The organism is Enterobacter cloacae complex sp. ESBL7 (assembly GCF_041679625.1).
Lineage (GTDB): Bacteria > Pseudomonadota > Gammaproteobacteria > Enterobacterales > Enterobacteriaceae > Enterobacter > Enterobacter asburiae_B.
In genome coordinates this window covers 1,160,422-1,177,187 of the sequence record NZ_JBGORN010000001.1, presented here as the reverse complement: position 1 = coordinate 1,177,187, position 16,766 = coordinate 1,160,422, and the positions used below count along the sequence as shown (strand labels likewise).

The following is a 16,766-nucleotide window of genomic DNA, read 5'->3' as shown; positions in this document are numbered from 1 at the left end:
TAACTATTGAGACGAATCCGATCGACGCTAAATAACACAATGCCTACTATTAGCACACGGTTATAAATCAACACCTTGATTTATAAGCATGGAAATCCCCTGAGTGAAACAACGAATTGCTGTGTGTAGTCTTTGCCCATCTCCCACGATGGGCTTTTTTTTATCTAGACTACGCGCGTTGAACCTCACAGGTACTGAGCATCCGCCACTCAGCTGGCAGCACCCGCGTTTCCCCTGTCGCATTGACCATCACCGTCTCGCGGATATCCGCCGACGATGCGCCAACCTGCAGCTCAAACTCGCCCGGCTCGACGATGCGTTTTCCGTCGCGACGGGTGAAGTTGAACATCTCAACCGGCAGCGTGAAGGTGAGCGTGGCGGTTTCTCCCGGCGAGAGCATGACGCGCTGGAAGGCCTTCAGCTCCTGAAGCGGCCGCACCTGCGTGGCGACCTTATCTCTGACGTAAACCTGCACCACCTCGCTGCCGCTGCGCTCTCCGGTATTGGTGATATCCACGCTCAGCCTCACCTCACCGTCGACCGGCACGCTGCTTTCGGCGACGCGGACAGCGCCCCAGCTAAACGTCGTCCAGCCGAGGCCGAAGCCAAACGGGTAACGCGAACCGAAATGGAACGCAAACGGCGTACCGCCGCTTTTGAGCTTGTGATTGTAGTAATACGGCATCGCCCCGGCGCTTTTCGGCACGCTCACCACCAGGCGACCCTGCGGCTCCGCGCGTCCGGTTAACACGTCCGCAATCGCCCAGCCCCCTTCCTGCCCCGGCGCCCAGGCCATCATCAGCGCCGCGACCTTATCTTCCAGACCCTGCAGGTTGTATGGACGCCCCCCGGTCATCACGACAATCACCGGTTTACCGGTGGCGACCAGCGCTTCCAGCAGCTGTTGCTGCACGCCCGGCAGGTTCAGGGAATCGGTATCGGAACCTTCCCCCACGGTACCGCTCTGGAACAGCCCGGCGAGATCGCCCACGCAGGCCACCACCACGTCACTCTCCTGCGCGGCGTTCACGGCCTCGGAGATCAGGGCGGTACTTAGTGAAACCGGCGACTGCTGCATCGGTTTGCCGCCGCTGTCGCCAGGGAAGACCGGCGCGCCCGCCATCCGTTTTTCGATAATGTGGCACCCTTTGGCATAGCGGACGTTCGATGCACCGAGATACTGCTCCAGCGCCGCGCGCGGGGTCGTGACCTGCGAGGTCTCTTCCACCATATCGCTGATGATCAAATGCACCGGGAAGCTGTAGCCGCTGAGTAACGCCAGCGGATCGTCTGCCGTCGGCCCCACCACCGCCACCCGGGGTTTGCCCCCGAGCGGTAAAATACCGTTGTTTTCCAGCAGCGTGATCGATTTCGTCGCCACCTCCCGCGCGGCCTGGCGGGTCATATCGTTTTGCAGGTCGATACCGTTTTCATCCGCGTACGGCTTTTCAAACAGGCCAAGGCGGAATTTTTCCGTCAGCGTACGCGCCACGATCTCGTCGACCTTCGCCATAGAGATCAGCCCACGCTCTACCGCTTCCGCCAGATGCCGCGCGCAGTCGTCTTTCGGCAGCTCGACGTCAAGCCCGGCGTTGAACGCCAGCGCGGCAGATTCGACCGCGTCGTGGGAAATCCCGTGGTGCTGGTGCAGCAGGCTGACGCCGCCGTAGTCCGCGACAATAATCCCGTCGAACCCCCACTGTTCGCGCAGGACGGTGGTCAGCAAGAAGCTGTCGCTGTGCCCCGGCTGGTTATCAATATCGTGGTACGCGGGCATCACCGAACCGGCGTTTGCCAGCTTGACCGCCATTTCGAACGGCAGCAGGAAGGTGTCGTTCAGCTCGCTGAACCCAAGGTGGACCGGCGCATGGTTGCGCGCTCCTTCGCTGAACGAATGCCCCACGTAATGCTTGAGCGTCGCCAGTAGATCGCGCTGATCGCCCTGTAAGCCCTTCACGTAGGCGGTCGCCATCACGCCCACCAGCCAGGGATCTTCCCCGAAGGTCTCTTCGGTTCGCCCCCATCGCACGTCTCGGGACACGTCCAGCACCGGCGCCAGCCCCTGCTGGCAGCCGACGGAGCGCGCCTCTTTGCCAATCTGCTCTGCCGCCCGCTGCACCAGCTCCGGATCCCAGGTCGAACCGTAGTTCAATGACGACGGGAACAGGGTGGCGTCTTTGCACAGCAGCCCCACCAGACACTCCTCGTGGAATAGCGCCGGGATGCCGAGCCGCGTCTCTTCCATCATCATGCGCTGCAGGCGGTTCGCCGCGCGCACGCCGGTCTTCGCGTCAACGATGTGGGTGCCCAGCGGCCGCGTGATCTGCCCGACGCCCAGCTTAAGCCGTTCGCTGAGCGCAGCCTGCTCGCTCACGCCGGCGAATTCGTCGCTGAGGTCGCTGCGCTCGCGGTGGTTACCGTTTTCATCGAGGATCAGCCAGTACGCGTGCATCTGGGCGAACTTCTCTTCCGGGGTCATGCGCGCCAGTAAATCGGCGACGCGCTCGTGCACAGGACGTCCCGCGTCCTTATAGATAGTCGTCATGTTTTACTCCTGTAGTGCGGAAGGGGTTGCCGGGCTGAGCTGCCCCGCTTCGGGTCTGACTTCACGCTTGCTGGCCAGCTCCCGGGCGATGGAATCCACCAGCCGGCTGTTGAGCTTGTAGATGGCAAGCAGCGCGACCATGCAGAGGAACAGCGCGCAAGGGATAAGGGTGAACAGCGCGTTGATGGTCGAAAGAACGCCTGGCGCCTGGGTTGCCTGGCCCGGGGCGTAATCCACCATGCCAAGCACCCAACCGACGACCGCCCCACCCAGCGCCAGGCCAAACTTGATGGCAAACAGCGCGGTGGAGAAGACCAGCCCGTCCAGACGACGGCCGCTGCGGTGCTCTTCGTAGTCGACCACATCGGAGAACATGGTCCATTGCAGCGGCGTGGTGAGGTTTTGAATAAAGCTAAAGACGATGTTAAGGCCAAAGATTAGCCACACCTGTGAAGGAGGCAGGAAGAAAATCAGCGCGCCGAAGATAACGAAGGAGATAATCGTCCACTGGTAGGCGCGCACGCGGTCAAATTTCCCCAGCAGCCGTTCAGATAATAATGCGCCGCTTAAGGAGGCCACCATGCCGGAAACAATAAAGGCAAAAACCAGATCCGGACGCAGCAGCACATAGTTCACGTAATACATGGTGGCGGAACCGCGCGTCACCACCGCCGTTAACAGCAAAATATTAAACAGAAAAACAATCCGCCACTGGCTGTTCCCGGCCAGCAGTTTTAAATCGGTGAGCATGGAGCCGGAGGTATCATTGCGTGGAGAATAACGCTCGCGGGTCATCAGGAAACAGCAGAAGAACAGCACAATTCCCAGCAGCCCCATCAGGCTCATGGCATAGAAATAGCCTTTCTGCACGTTGCCCTGGCCTAACAGTGAGACCAGCGGCAGGGCAATAACCGTCACGATCAGCCCGCCGATAAACGACAGGCCAAAGCGCCACGACTGCAGAGAATGACGCTCGCGCGGATCCAGCGTCAGCGCGCCGGGCATGGCGCAGTAAGGCACGTTAATCGCGGAGTAAATCAGGCTTAAGATGGCGTAGGTTATGCAGGCGTAAATGATTTTTGCCGTCGGCCCAACGTCCGGCACATAGAAGGTAATGAGGCAGCTCACGCCAAACGGGATGGCAAACCACAGCAGCCAGGGACGGAAACGTCCGTGACGCGTCCGGGTGCGGTCAACCAGTGCGCCAATGCACGGATCGACAAACGCATCGACCACGCGCACCACTAAAAACATGGTGCCCATAATCGCGGCGGGCAGCCCAAATACGTCTGTATAAAAATAAGCGAGAAATAAGGTTGCCGTTTGCCAGACCAGCGCGCTGGCCATATCGCCTAAGCCATAACCTATTTTATCTTTGGTACGCAATACAGAGGAGAGTGTCATTGTTATTTGCCTTTTTATCAGGTTAAAACGTATTTCAACCAGTTGCGCATCTTCTTAAGGGAAATGCGCACTAAGGCTCAAGTATTAGCAACGGTTTGCGCGCTAACAATTGTCTAAATTGACAGACAAATTATGATATTTGGTTTTTTACTTTATTTGTGATGGGGAGCAAATAAGAAATGAAATAAAAAAGGCGAGGAATAATATCCTCGCCTTTTCGGGTCAGCGTGGCGTTACTTGTTCAGTTCCGCCAGGCTCAGCCAGGTTTGCACCACGGTGTCCGGGTTCAGGGACAGGCTATCGATCCCCTCTTCCATCAGCCATGCGGCAAAGTCTTCATGGTCGGATGGACCCTGACCGCAGATCCCAACGTATTTACCCTGCTTCTTCGCCGCGCGGATGGACATGGAGAGCAGCGCTTTCACCGCCTCGTTGCGCTCGTCGAACAGCTCGGAGACCACGCCGGAGTCGCGGTCCAGACCCAGCGTCAGCTGCGTCATGTCGTTCGAGCCGATAGAGAAGCCGTCGAAGTGCTCCAGGAACTGCTCGGCCAGCAGGGCGTTGGACGGGATTTCGCACATCATAATGATCTTCAGCCCGTTCTCGCCGCGCTTCAGGCCCTGACGCGCCAGCTCGTCCACAACGGCTTTCGCCTGATCCACGGTACGCACGAACGGGATCATGATTTCAACGTTGGTCAGCCCCATGTCGTTGCGCACGCGTTTCACCGCTTCACACTCCAGAGCGAAGCAGTCGCGGAAGCTGTCGGACACGTAGCGTCCGGCCCCGCGGAAGCCCAGCATCGGGTTCTCTTCTTCCGGCTCGTAGCGCTCGCCGCCGACCAGGTTGGCATACTCGTTAGACTTAAAGTCAGACAGACGCACGATCACGCGTTTTGGATAGAAGGCAGCGCCCAGCGTCGCGATCCCTTCGGTCAGACGGCCGACGTAAAACTCTTTCGGCGAGTCGTAGCCTTTCATCATCTCGCGGATTTCGTTCTGCAGCTTCGGATCCTGGTCGTCAAACTCCAGCAGCGCGCGCGGGTGAACGCCGATCATACGGTTGATGATAAATTCCAGACGCGCCAGGCCAACGCCTTCATTTGGCAGGCAGGCGAAGTCAAACGCGCGGTCCGGGTTGCCGACGTTCATCATGATCTTCAGCGGCAGGTCCGGCATGGTATCCACGCTTGAGCTCTTCACGCTGAAGTCGAGGATATCGGCGTAGACGTAGCCGGTATCGCCTTCGGCACAGGAGACGGTCACGTTCTGCCCGTCCTTCATGCGTTCGGTGGCGTCACCGCAGCCGACAACCGCAGGAATGCCCAGCTCGCGGGCAATGATCGCCGCGTGACAGGTACGACCGCCGCGGTTGGTGACGATAGCCGCCGCTTTCTTCATGATCGGTTCCCAGTCCGGGTCGGTCATGTCGGTCACCAGCACGTCGCCAGGCTCAATACGGTTCATCTCGCTGATGTCGTGGATCACTTTGACCGGACCGGCACCGATGCGGTGACCGATGGCGCGGCCTTCCGCCACGATTTTACCCTGCGCGTGCAGCGTATAACGCTCCATCACCTGACCGCGAGAGCGGACGGTTTCCGGACGCGCCTGCACGATAAACAGCTTGCCGGTGTTCCCGTCTTTCGCCCATTCGATGTCCATCGGACGGCCGTAGTGTTTTTCGATCTGCACCGCCTGCTTCGCCAGTTCCTGCACTTCGGCGTCGGTCAGGGAGAAGCGGTCGCGCTGCTCCTGCGGTACATCTTCAATTTTAACCTGCTTGCCATGCTCCTGGGTCGGGGCATAGATCATGCGGATTTTTTTCGAGCCCATGGTGCGGCGCACCACCGCCGGACGGCCAGCGGCCAGCGTTGGCTTGTGGACGTAAAATTCGTCAGGGTTTACCGCGCCCTGCACCACCATCTCACCCAGACCCCACGCGGAGGTGATAAACACCACCTGGTCGAAGCCGGATTCGGTATCAATGGAGAACATCACGCCGGATGAGCCCACGTCCGAGCGCACCATGCGCTGCACGCCAGCGGAGAGCGCCACGCCGCGATGGTCGTAGCCCTGGTGCACGCGATAGGAGATGGCGCGATCGTTGAACAGGGAAGCAAACACGTGCTTCACCGCCACCAGCACCGCATCGTAACCCTGGACGTTCAGGAAGGTTTCCTGCTGCCCGGCAAACGAGGCGTCCGGCATATCTTCTGCGGTCGCAGAGGAACGTACGGCAAAGGAGGCCTGCGCATCGTCAGCTGAGAGCTGGTTGTACGCGTCGTGAATGGCTTTTTCCAGTTCCGGCTGGAAAGGTGTGTCGATGATCCACTGGCGGATCTGCGCCCCGGCTTTGGCAAGCTCGGTAACGTCATCAATATCCGTTTTATCCAGCAGGTCGTAAATGCGCTGGTTAACACCGCTCTGGTCTAAAAACAGGTTAAAGGCATCGGCGGTGGTGGCAAACCCGTTCGGTACGGAGACACCCATACCTGACAGATTTGTAATCATTTCACCCAGGGAGGCATTTTTGCCCCCAACTCTGTCTACATCATTCATGCCGAGTTGGTTATACCAAAGCACCAGCGGTGACGAGCCATTGTTGGACATCGAAACAATCCTTTTGTGATATTTGATCGGAGTAAGTAACACCTGACTACGTATTTATACTGGCATATTTATTTCCGCTAAAAAAACGGTGAATCGTGTAAGCAATTTAAAATTTCAACTTTTCGGATACTTTCCCATCAACGATTAACCCGATGATTCCTCTATATTCAGCCAGAAACCCCAAAAATAAAGTCGCTATTTGAAAAATGAAATCCACTTTTCAGGAAAATCAAAAACAGCGTTTCATTCATAATTAGGATAAGTTCTTTGCTGTGTAATTTACTTTTTTAATTTATGCTTTCAGACAATTAGGTCTGATATTCAGGGTGAGTAAAATGGATAGTGCTGTCGATCGCCACGTTTTTTATATTTCTGATGGTACGGCGATCACCGCCGAGGTGCTGGGCCACGCGGTGATGTCGCAGTTTCCCGTCTCGATTAACAGCATCACGCTGCCGTTTGTCGAAAACGAGAGCCGCGCCAAAGCGGTGAAGGACCAGATTGACGCCATCTACCAGCAGACCGGCGTCCGCCCGCTGGTGTTCTACTCTATCGTGATCCCCGAGATTCGCTCCATCATTCTGCAAAGTGAAGGCTTCTGCCAGGATATCGTGCAGGCGCTGGTGGCGCCGCTGCAGAGCGAGCTTAAGCTCGACCCGACCCCGATTGCCCACCGAACCCACGGGCTGAACCCCGGCAACCTGACCAAGTACGACGCGCGTATCGCCGCTATCGACTACACCCTGGCCCACGACGACGGTATCTCGCTGCGAAATCTCGACCAGGCGCAGGTGATCCTGCTCGGCGTGTCGCGCTGCGGCAAAACCCCAACCAGCCTTTATCTGGCGATGCAGTTTGGCATTCGCGCCGCAAACTACCCGTTTATCGCCGACGACATGGATAACCTGGTGCTGCCCGCCGCCCTTAAGCCGCTGCAGCACAAGCTGTTCGGCCTGACGATCAACCCTGAACGCCTTGCGGCCATCCGCGAGGAGCGCCGCGAGAACAGCCGCTACGCCTCCATGCGCCAGTGCAGGATGGAGGTCTCGGAAGTGGAAGCGCTGTACCGCAAAAACCAGATCCCGTGGCTGAACAGCACCAACTATTCGGTTGAAGAAATTGCCACCAAAATTCTCGACATCATGGGGCTTAATCGCCGCATGTACTAATATGCTAGTACATTAACTCAGATTCAGGTATCATCATCTGCAACCACGGGGCGGTGTCGCCCCGAACTTGAAATCAGCAGGGATTGGTTTAAGGTGATGCCCATCACTTCCCGGTAGTCTGCCGATGAAGCAAAAATTTTCTGAGACATTCCATGAATAAAACCGATGAACTCCGCACTGCGCGCATTGACAGCCTGGTCACGCCGGCTGAACTGGCACAGCGGCATCCCGTTTCCGCCGCCGTCGCGGAACATGTGACGGCCTCCCGCCGCCGCATTGAAAAAATCCTGAACGGTGAAGACAAACGTCTTCTGGTGGTGATTGGGCCTTGCTCCATCCACGATCTGGATGCCGCGATGGATTATGCAAAACGACTCCAGGGACTGCGGGATAAGTACCAGCATCGCCTTGAGATCGTGATGCGCACCTACTTTGAAAAACCGCGCACCGTAGTGGGCTGGAAAGGCCTGATTTCCGACCCTGACCTCAACGGCAGCTATCGCGTTAACCACGGCATCGAGCTGGCGCGGAAGCTGCTTTTACAGGTCAACGAGCTGGGCGTTCCGACGGCGACCGAGTTTCTCGATATGGTGACCGGGCAGTTTATCGCCGATCTGATCAGCTGGGGCGCGATTGGCGCGCGCACCACCGAAAGCCAGATCCACCGTGAGATGGCCTCTGCCCTCTCCTGCCCGGTCGGCTTCAAAAACGGGACCGATGGCAACACCCGTATCGCGGTTGATGCCATCCGCGCTGCCCGTGCCAGCCACATGTTCCTTTCGCCGGACAAGAGCGGTCATATGACCATCTACCAGACCAGCGGTAACCCTTACGGGCATATCATTATGCGCGGCGGGAAGAAACCCAATTACCATGCCCAGGATATTGCGGCGGCCTGTGAAACGCTGGCCGAATTTGACCTGCCGGAACATCTGGTGGTGGATTTCAGCCACGGCAACTGCCAGAAGCAGCATCGCCGCCAGCTGGACGTCTGCGATGAGATCTGCCAGCAGATCCGCAGCGGCTCGACCGCCGTTGCAGGGATTATGGCTGAGAGCTTTATCAAAGAAGGCACGCAGAAAATCGTTGCCGGACAGCAGATGGTTTACGGCCAGTCGATCACCGACCCGTGCCTGAGCTGGGAAGACAGCGAACTGCTGCTGGAAAAGCTGGCAGCTGCGGTTGATTCTCGCTTCTGATGTTATTGTCGGGTGGCGCTGCGCTTACCCGACCTACGATTGTGCCCTTCTCCCTCTCCCTGTGGGAGAGGGTCGGGGTGAGGGCATCAGACCGCACCTCCCCCCCCAAATTTGATCCCCTCATCCTTTTTTCACAAAAACGCTTGCCGTCAATTTGCACTTTATTGATAATGATTATCATTGTTACATTGATTGCCATTTATAAACATTATGTCACGTACGGATAACAGCGCGGCAACGCAAGAAAAAACACACACAGCGCCAGCCCCCGCCGAGCGTCGCATTGACAGCAAAACCCTCCTCGGCGATGAGGGACGGGTCATTATCGAGCATGACGGACAGCGCTATCTTCTGCGCCAGACCCATGCCGGAAAACTGATCCTCACAAAATAAACAACACCTAAAAATACGCCAGCCACCCAGGTTATCCCCAGGCAGCCAGCGCTTTTCACTTCTTATGGAGAGTTGCTATGCCACACCTGCCTTCCGCATCTTTACGTCCGTCACTTCTGGCGCTGGCGATTGCCAGTACCCTACCGGGCGTCGCGTTCGCCGCCACAGACGACATTACCGTCACCGCCACGGGCAACGCCCGCAGCACCTTTGAAGCGCCCATGATGGTAAGCGTAATTGACGCCAGCGCGCCGGAGAAACAAACCGCAAGCTCGGCGGCCGACCTGCTGCGTAACGTCCCCGGTCTGACGCTGGACGGCACTGGGCGCACTAACGGGCAGGACGTCAACCTGCGCGGCTATGACCGTCGCGGCGTGCTGGTGCTGGTTGACGGCGTGCGTCAGGGCACCGACACCGGTCACCTGAACAGCACCTTTCTCGATCCCGCGCTAATCAAACGTATCGAGGTGGTCCGCGGCCCGTCGGCCCTGCTGTACGGCAGCGGCGCGCTGGGCGGCGTGATCTCCTATGACACCGCCGATGCCAACGATCTGCTCGAACCGGGTAAAAACAGCGGCTACCGCGTGTTTGGAACGGGCGCAACGGGCGATCATAGCCTCGGGATGGGGGCCAGCGCCTACGGCCGCACCGATACGCTTGACGGTCTGGTCTCCTGGTCCAGCCGGGATCGCGGTGATGTCCGCCAGAGCGACGGTGCAACCGCGCCTAACGACGAATCCATCAACAACATGCTGGCGAAAGGCAGCTGGAAAATCGACCCCGCCCAGACCCTGAGCGGCTCCCTGCGCTACTACAACAACGCCGCTCAGGAGCCGAAAAACCCGCAAACCACCGGGGCGGACAGCAGTAACCCGATGACCGACCGCTCCACCATCCAGCGCGATGCGCAGGTTGGCTACCACATTTCACCGGAAGGGTACGACTGGCTGGACGCCGACGCGAAGGTCTACTGGTCCGAAGCGCGCATTAATGCCCAGAACATCGACGGTAGCGGTGAGTTCCGCAAGCAGACCACCAAAGGCGGCAAGGTGGAAAACCGCACCCGTCTGTTCAGAGACACCTTTGCAGCACACCTTCTGACCTACGGCGGGGAATACTATCGTCAGGAGCAGCATCCGGGCGGGGCAACCACCGGCTTCCCGGACGCGAAAATCGACTTCAGCTCCGGCTGGCTGCAGGATGAGATCACCCTGCGCGATCTGCCTGTTACCCTGCTGGGCGGCACGCGCTATGACAGCTACCGCGGCAGCAGCGACGGCTACAAAGATGTGGATGCAGACAAGTGGTCATCCCGCGCCGGGTTAACCATCAGCCCAACCGACTGGCTGATGCTGTTTGGCTCTTACGCGCAGGCCTTCCGCGCGCCGACCATGGGCGAAATGTATAACGACGCCAAACACTTCTCCATTGGCCGCTTCTATACCAACTACTGGGTGCCAAACCCGAACCTGCGCCCGGAAACCAACGAAACGCAGGAGTTTGGTTTTGGCCTGCGCTTTGACGATCTGATGCTTGCCAACGATGCGCTGGAGTTTAAAGCCAGCTATTTCGACACCAAAGCCAAAGACTATATCTCCACCACCGTCGATTTTGCCGCCGCGACCACCATGTCGTACAACGTTCCGAACGCCAAAATCTGGGGTTGGGATATGATGGCAAAATACTCGGCCGATCTCTTCAGCCTCGATCTGGCCTACAACCGCACGCGCGGGAAAGACACCGATACGGGCGAGTACATCTCCAGCATTAACCCGGACACCGTCACCAGCAAGCTGGATATCCCGGTGGCGCAAAGCGGGTTCTCCGTCGGCTGGATCGGTACTTTTGTCGATCGCTCAACGCATATCAGCAGCAGCTACAGCAAGCAGCCGGGCTATGCGGTCAACGATTTCTACGTGAGCTACAAAGGCCAGGAGCGGCTCAAAGGCGTGACCACCACGCTGATGCTGGGCAACGCCTTTGACAAAGCGTACTGGTCACCTCAGGGCATTCCGCAGGACGGTCGTAACGGTAAGATTTTCGTAAGCTATCAGTGGTAATTCCCTTCGGGGCAACTATTCAGAAGGAAGAGACAATGAATCACTACACGCGCTGGCTTGAGCTAAAAGAAGCCAATCCGGGTATGTACGCGCGCGACGTCGCGGGGTTAATGAACATCAGTGAAGCAGAGCTGACCTTTGCCCGCGTAGGTCACGACGCCTGGCGACTGCGCGGTGAAATCCGCGAGATCCTGGGCGCGCTGGAGGCGGTGGGCGAAACCAAATGTATCTGCCGCAACGAATACGCCGTACACGAGCAGGTCGGGAGATTTACCAACCAGCACCTGAACGGCCACGCCGGGCTGGTGCTGAACCCGCGCGCGCTGGATCTGCGCCTGTTCCTCAACCAGTGGTCGAGCGTGTTTCACATCAGTGAAGCCACCGCACGCGGCGAGCGGCAGAGCATTCAGTTCTTCGATCACCAGGGCGATGCCCTGCTGAAGGTCTACGCCACGGACAACACCGACGTTTCCGCCTGGGGCGACGTGCTGACCCGCTTTATCTTTGCCGACAACCCGCCGCTGGCGTTGAGGATAGCCGATGCTCCGGCTCATGCAGAAAACGCAAATGCTGCTCTCGTGGATAACGAGTGGCGCGCCATGACCGACGTTCATCAGTTCTTCAGCCTGCTCAAGCGCCATAACCTCAGCCGCCAGCAGGCGTTTCTCCTTGTGGGTGACGATCTGGCCTGCCGGGTAGAAAACAGCGCGCTGGCGCAGCTTCTGGGAACGGCGCGCCGGGACGGTAACGAAATCATGGTCTTCGTGGGCAACCGCGGCTGCGTGCAGATCTTCACCGGCGCGGTGGAAAAGCTGGTGCCAATGAAAGGCTGGCTGAACGTCTTTAATCCAACCTTTACCCTGCATCTGCTTGAAGGATCCATTGCGGAAACGTGGGTCACGCGCAAGCCGACGGCTGACGGGCATGTCACCAGCCTGGAGCTGTTTGCCGCCGACGGAACGCAAATCGCCCAGCTGTACGGCCAGCGTACGGAAGGCGAACCGGAGCAGAGCCAGTGGCGCAGCCAGATTGACGCCTTAACGGCGAAAGGGCTGGCCGCATGAAACGGTGGCTTGCCCTGCTTAGCGCCCTGCCCCTGCTGGCGTCTGCGGCGCCGCAGGAGAAAATCGTTACCCTCGGCGGCGACGTCACCGAGATTGTCTACGCTCTCGGCGCGGCGCCCTCGCTGGTGGCCCGCGACAGCACCAGCCAGTGGCCGCAGGCGGCGAATTCGCTGCCTGACGTGGGCTATCTGCGCCAGCTCAATGCGGAAGGGATCTTATCCATGCGCCCCACGCTGGTGCTGGCCAGCGCTCAGGCGCAGCCGTCTCTGGCGCTAAAGCAGGTTGAGCAAAGCCACGTCAGGGTGATCGCTGTTCCTGCCAGTAACGACCTGAACGTCATTGACGAAAAGGTGCGGATCGTCGCTGAAGCGACGCACCGCGAGGTCGAGGGGGAGGTCCTGCGCAGCACGCTGCGCCAGGCACTGTCGGCGCTTCCCGCGTCGCCGCTCAATAAGCGGGTACTGTTTATTCTCAACCACGGCGGGATGACCGCCATGGCCGCCGGACAACAGACCGGCGCGGATGCTGCCATTCGTGCGGCGGGGCTGCAGAACGCGATGCAGGGGTTTACCCGCTATCAGCCGCTGTCTCAGGAAGGCACGATAGCCAGCCAACCCGATCTGGTGGTGATTTCTCAGGACGGTCTCAACGCCCTGGGCGGTGAAGCGAATCTGTGGACGCTGCCCGGCCTGGCGCAAACCCCGGCGGGACGGAACAAGCAGGTGCTGGCGATTGACGATATGGCGCTGCTGGGCTTCAGCGTGCGAACGCCGGAAGCCATCCAGCAGCTGCGTGCCAAAGCGGAGCTGCTGCCCTGATGTCCCGGCGGATCGCCTTATCGTTATGGATGCTGACCGCGATCCTGACCATCATGACGCTCGCAGCGACCGGGGTTGGGGCATTACACCTGCCGATCAGCCTGATGTGGAACGGGACCGACGAGGCGCTGCGTCAAATCTGGCTGACAATCCGCCTGCCTCGCGTGCTGCTGGCGCTGGCGATCGGCGGTTCACTGGCGCTGGCGGGTTGCGTGATGCAGGGGCTGTTTCGAAATCCGCTGGCAGACCCGGGACTGCTCGGCATCAGCAGCGGCGCAGCGCTCGCCGTTGCGCTGTGGGTGGTTCTTCCGCTCTCGCTGCCTGCACTGGTGATGCTGTATGCCCCGATGCTGGCGGCGTTTCTCGGCGCGCTGGCCGCCACCTTCGTGATTTTCCTGCTCAGCCGTCAGCGTGACGCTTCCCTGTCGCGCCTGCTGCTGGTGGGAATTGCTATCAACGCCCTGTGCGGCGCGGCCGTCGGGGTGCTGTCATGGCTCAGCAATGATGCCCAGCTTCGCCAGCTTTCGCTCTGGGGAATGGGCAGCCTCGGCCAGGCGCAGTGGTCAACGCTGCTGGTCGTCGCGTCGCTGATGGTTCCCACCGTGCTCGCGATCTGGCGTCTGGCAGGCGCCCTCAACCTGCTGCAGCTGGGCGACGAAGAGGCACATTACCTCGGCGTGGAGGTTGCCGCCGTGCAGCGGATCCTGCTGTTGTGCAGCGCCCTGCTGGTGGCCGCCGCCGTTGCGGTCAGCGGCGTGATCGGCTTTGTCGGCCTGGTGGTGCCGCACCTGGTGCGCATGTGGCTGGGAGCCGACCACCGGGCCGTGCTCCCCGGCTCGGTGCTGGCCGGCGCGTTGCTTCTGCTGGTTGCCGATACGCTGGCGCGCAGCCTGGTCGCACCGGCGGAAATGCCGGTCGGCTTACTGACCAGCCTTCTCGGCGCGCCGTGGTTTCTGTGGCTTATCTTTCGTCGCGGAGGTGCGCATGGCTGAACGCTATTGTGCTGAAAACCTTGTTTTTCGCGCCGGACAACGCACGCTGATTCACGACGTGTCGCTGACCTTATCTCAGGGCGAGCTGGTGGCGCTGATTGGCCCCAACGGCGCCGGGAAATCAACGCTGTTGCGGCTGCTGACCGGCTACCTTAAACCTGCGGGCGGACGGTGCAGCCTGGCGGGCACACCGCTTGCGGCATGGCAGCCGCACAGGCTCTCCCGCTACCGGGCGGTGATGCGCCAGAACACGCAGCTCGGATTTGACTGGCCGGTTGAGGCGGTCGTCGGTATGGGGCGAGCGCCCTGGACCCGCACGCCTGAAGCGACGGTTATTGAGGAGGTCATGGCCGTCACCGGCTGTTTACCGCTGGCGGGCAGGCAGTTTGCCGCACTCTCCGGCGGCGAGCAGCAGCGCATCCAGCTCGCCCGCGCGCTGGCTCAGCTTTGGTGCGACGGCGCGCCGCGCGGCTGGCTGTTCCTTGATGAACCCACGTCTGCGATGGATCTCTATCACCAGCAGCATCTGCTGCGCCTGCTGAAATCCCTGACCCGTCGGGGTCATCTGCACGTGTGCGCGGTGCTGCATGACCTTAATCTGGCGGCGCTGTGGGCGGACCGCATCCTGCTGCTGCATGACGGCAGAATCGTGTCCCAGGGAGCACCGGAAACCGTTTTGCAGGCCGACGCGCTGGCGCGCTGGTACGGCGCGCAGGTTATCGTCGGCAGGCATCCGGCTCACGCCGCGCCGCAGGTGTTTCTCGCCCCCTGATTGGGCTGGTAAAAATCTTTCAGCGTTTCCAGCAGGGCATGCGCCGCTTTAGAGAGCTGCGTGTGTCCTGGATGGATCGCTCCAATGCACTTTTCTATCGGCGGGTTATCCAGCGGAATACAGACCGCGCCCAGCGCCGTCATCTGCGCCTCGCAGAGCGCCGGAACGGCGCTGCCTCCCAGCCCGCTCGCGACCATTCGCCCGACCGTCACCAGCTGATGACTCTCCAGCGCCACGTCCAGCTTTCTGCCGCTTCGAGCCAGCTCCTCCTCCATCATCAGACGTACCGCCGACGGGCGCTGCAGGGTGATGAAATCCAGCGTCAGCAGATCTTCCCATGACAGGCGCTTCTTGCCTGCCAGCGAGGAATCTTTCGGCACAATGGCCACAAACCTGTCGAGGCCCAGCGGGGTAAACAGCAGGTTATGCGTTGGCGCGGGCTCAAAGGCGATGCCCATCTCGACCCGCCCTTCCCGCACCATCTCTATCACCTGCTCGTTAATGACATCATGCACGGTGACGTTGATCCCGGCATGGCGATCGCGAAACGCTTTTAGCACCTCGGGCAGGACATTCGCGGCAAACGACGGCATGGCCGCAACCGAAATTTTACCGCGCTGCAGGGTAAAGCACTGGTGCATCGCCTCTTCGACGTTATCCCAGTCGGCAAGCAGCTGGCGCGCCATCGGCAAAAACGTCTCCCCCTCCTGCGTCAGCGCGACCTTGCGCGTGCTCCGCTGCAGCAGCGGTCCGCCGAGCGCCTCCTCCAGCACTTTAATCGTCAGGCTCAGGGCCGGCTGGGAAAGATTCAGCCGTTCGCTGGCGTGTGCGAAATTGAGAGTGTGAGCTACCGCTAAAAACGCGCGTAACTGTTTGACACTCATTCTCATTTTTCATCCTGTTAACTAATTGAAAAAATTTAGTTAACAGTAAATTAATAAAAAAACCAAATGAGTGGGTCACAAATTCAAAATTAACAAATGAGTCGCCGCCCCTAATGATACCGGCACGGATAACGGGAGGGATAACTATGGCGGGACTGGACAAGCGCGTCGGCAGCTATGCGCAGGCGCTGGAAGGGCTGACGGACGGAATGACCTTGCTGGCGGGCGGCTTCGGCCTGTGCGGGATTCCGGAGAACCTGATTGCAGAGGTCAGACGCCGTCAGGTGAAAGATCTGACGGTGGTATCAAACAACTGCGGCGTGGACGGTTTCGGTCTCGGGATACTGCTCGAAACGCGGCAGGTTCGCAAAGTGGTGGCCTCTTACGTCGGCGAGAACGCCCTGTTCGAGCGGCAGGTGCTGAGCGGCGAACTGGAGATTGAACTCACGCCTCAGGGCACGCTGGCGGAAAAGGTGCGCGCGGGCGGCGCGGGCATTCCGGCATTTTACACGGCCACCGGCTACGGCACGCCCGTGGCTACCGGCAAAGACGTGCGCCAGTTTGCGGGGAAGCACTACATCCTCGAGGAGGCGATTGTGGGAGATTTCGCGCTCATTAAGGGCTGGAAAGCGGACTGGTACGGCAACGTTGTCTATCGGCATACCGCGCAAAATTTTAATCCGCTGATGGCAACGGCGGGCCGGATAACGGTCGTCGAGGTGGAAGAGATAGTTCCCCCGGGTGAGCTGCCCCCGTCGGCCATTCATACCCCGGGAATTTACGTCGACAGGCTGATTGTCGGCCAGTTTGAAAAACGCATTGAACAGCGCACCCTGCGCGCGGAAGGAGTGTGA

General features: G+C 59.5%; 13 protein-coding genes and 1 other RNA gene. 10 read left to right on the top strand and 4 right to left on the bottom strand.

The window, feature by feature from the left end; translation table 11 throughout:
* Positions 1–56: 56 nt before the first annotated feature.
* Positions 57–164: antisense sRNA RprA (gene rprA, locus ACERY3_RS05890), an RNA gene on the top strand.
* Between the two features lie 5 nt (positions 165–169).
* On the opposite strand, the gene ACERY3_RS05885 is transcribed toward rprA, so the two are convergent.
* The 3 genes from ACERY3_RS05885 to ppsA all read right to left on the bottom strand — a co-directional run bounded on the left by ACERY3_RS05885 (position 170) and on the right by ppsA (position 6,561).
* On the bottom strand, positions 170–2,545 hold the full coding sequence (locus ACERY3_RS05885; protein WP_373225267.1) for a glycoside hydrolase family 3 N-terminal domain-containing protein: 2,376 nt from the start codon (positions 2,543–2,545) through the stop codon (positions 170–172).
* A gap of 3 nt (positions 2,546–2,548) precedes the next feature.
* The gene (locus ACERY3_RS05880) at positions 2,549–3,949 is read right to left on the bottom strand and encodes an MFS transporter (protein ID WP_023311317.1); all 1,401 of its coding nucleotides are present in this window, start codon (positions 3,947–3,949) and stop codon (positions 2,549–2,551) included.
* 233 nt (positions 3,950–4,182) lie between these two features.
* Positions 4,183–6,561 (bottom strand): phosphoenolpyruvate synthase, encoded by a 2,379-nt coding sequence (gene ppsA, locus ACERY3_RS05875; RefSeq protein WP_023311316.1) that lies wholly within the window; start codon positions 6,559–6,561, stop codon positions 4,183–4,185.
* Positions 6,562–6,896: 335 nt separating this feature from the next.
* Between ppsA and ACERY3_RS05870 the strand changes: the two genes are divergently transcribed.
* From ACERY3_RS05870 to ACERY3_RS05835, 8 genes are all read left to right on the top strand, one after another.
* Complete coding sequence (locus ACERY3_RS05870) at positions 6,897–7,730, top strand: pyruvate, water dikinase regulatory protein (protein ID WP_023311315.1); 834 nt, start codon at positions 6,897–6,899, stop codon at positions 7,728–7,730.
* Positions 7,731–7,882: 152 nt separating this feature from the next.
* A complete protein-coding gene (gene aroH, locus ACERY3_RS05865) occupies positions 7,883–8,929 on the top strand; it encodes a 3-deoxy-7-phosphoheptulonate synthase AroH (protein ID WP_033145292.1) in 1,047 nt (348 codons plus the stop codon).
* A gap of 210 nt (positions 8,930–9,139) precedes the next feature.
* A complete protein-coding gene (gene hemP, locus ACERY3_RS05860) occupies positions 9,140–9,322 on the top strand; it encodes a hemin uptake protein HemP (RefSeq protein ID WP_094935171.1) in 183 nt (60 codons plus the stop codon).
* Positions 9,323–9,399: 77 nt separating this feature from the next.
* On the top strand, positions 9,400–11,382 hold the full coding sequence (locus tag ACERY3_RS05855) for a TonB-dependent hemoglobin/transferrin/lactoferrin family receptor (RefSeq protein WP_373225266.1): 1,983 nt from the start codon (positions 9,400–9,402) through the stop codon (positions 11,380–11,382).
* Positions 11,383–11,417: 35 nt separating this feature from the next.
* Entirely contained in the window at positions 11,418–12,446 is a 1,029-nt protein-coding gene (gene chuS, locus ACERY3_RS05850; protein ID WP_373225265.1) for a hematinate-forming heme oxygenase ChuS, read from the top strand.
* Positions 12,443–13,264: a hemin ABC transporter substrate-binding protein gene (locus ACERY3_RS05845; protein ID WP_033145289.1), complete on the top strand. Its 822-nt coding sequence runs from the start codon at positions 12,443–12,445 to the stop codon at positions 13,262–13,264. The genes chuS and ACERY3_RS05845 overlap by 4 nt, the downstream gene beginning before the upstream one ends.
* Positions 13,264–14,256 carry an iron ABC transporter permease gene (locus ACERY3_RS05840; RefSeq protein WP_058840776.1) on the top strand — a complete coding sequence of 331 codons (993 nt, stop codon included), beginning with the start codon at positions 13,264–13,266 and terminating at the stop codon, positions 14,254–14,256. The genes ACERY3_RS05845 and ACERY3_RS05840 overlap by 1 nt, the downstream gene beginning before the upstream one ends.
* Positions 14,249–15,028: a heme ABC transporter ATP-binding protein gene (locus ACERY3_RS05835; protein WP_058840777.1), complete on the top strand. Its 780-nt coding sequence runs from the start codon at positions 14,249–14,251 to the stop codon at positions 15,026–15,028. The genes ACERY3_RS05840 and ACERY3_RS05835 overlap by 8 nt, the downstream gene beginning before the upstream one ends.
* Here ACERY3_RS05835 and ACERY3_RS05830 read toward each other — a convergent pair.
* Positions 14,995–15,918: a LysR family transcriptional regulator gene (locus ACERY3_RS05830; protein ID WP_373225264.1), complete on the bottom strand. Its 924-nt coding sequence runs from the start codon at positions 15,916–15,918 to the stop codon at positions 14,995–14,997. The two genes, ACERY3_RS05835 and ACERY3_RS05830, sit on opposite strands and share 34 nt — an antisense overlap.
* Positions 15,919–16,058: 140 nt before the next feature.
* Here ACERY3_RS05830 and ACERY3_RS05825 point away from each other — a divergent pair, with 140 nt between their 5' ends.
* The gene (locus ACERY3_RS05825; protein WP_058840779.1) at positions 16,059–16,766 is read left to right on the top strand and encodes a CoA transferase subunit A; all 708 of its coding nucleotides are present in this window, start codon (positions 16,059–16,061) and stop codon (positions 16,764–16,766) included.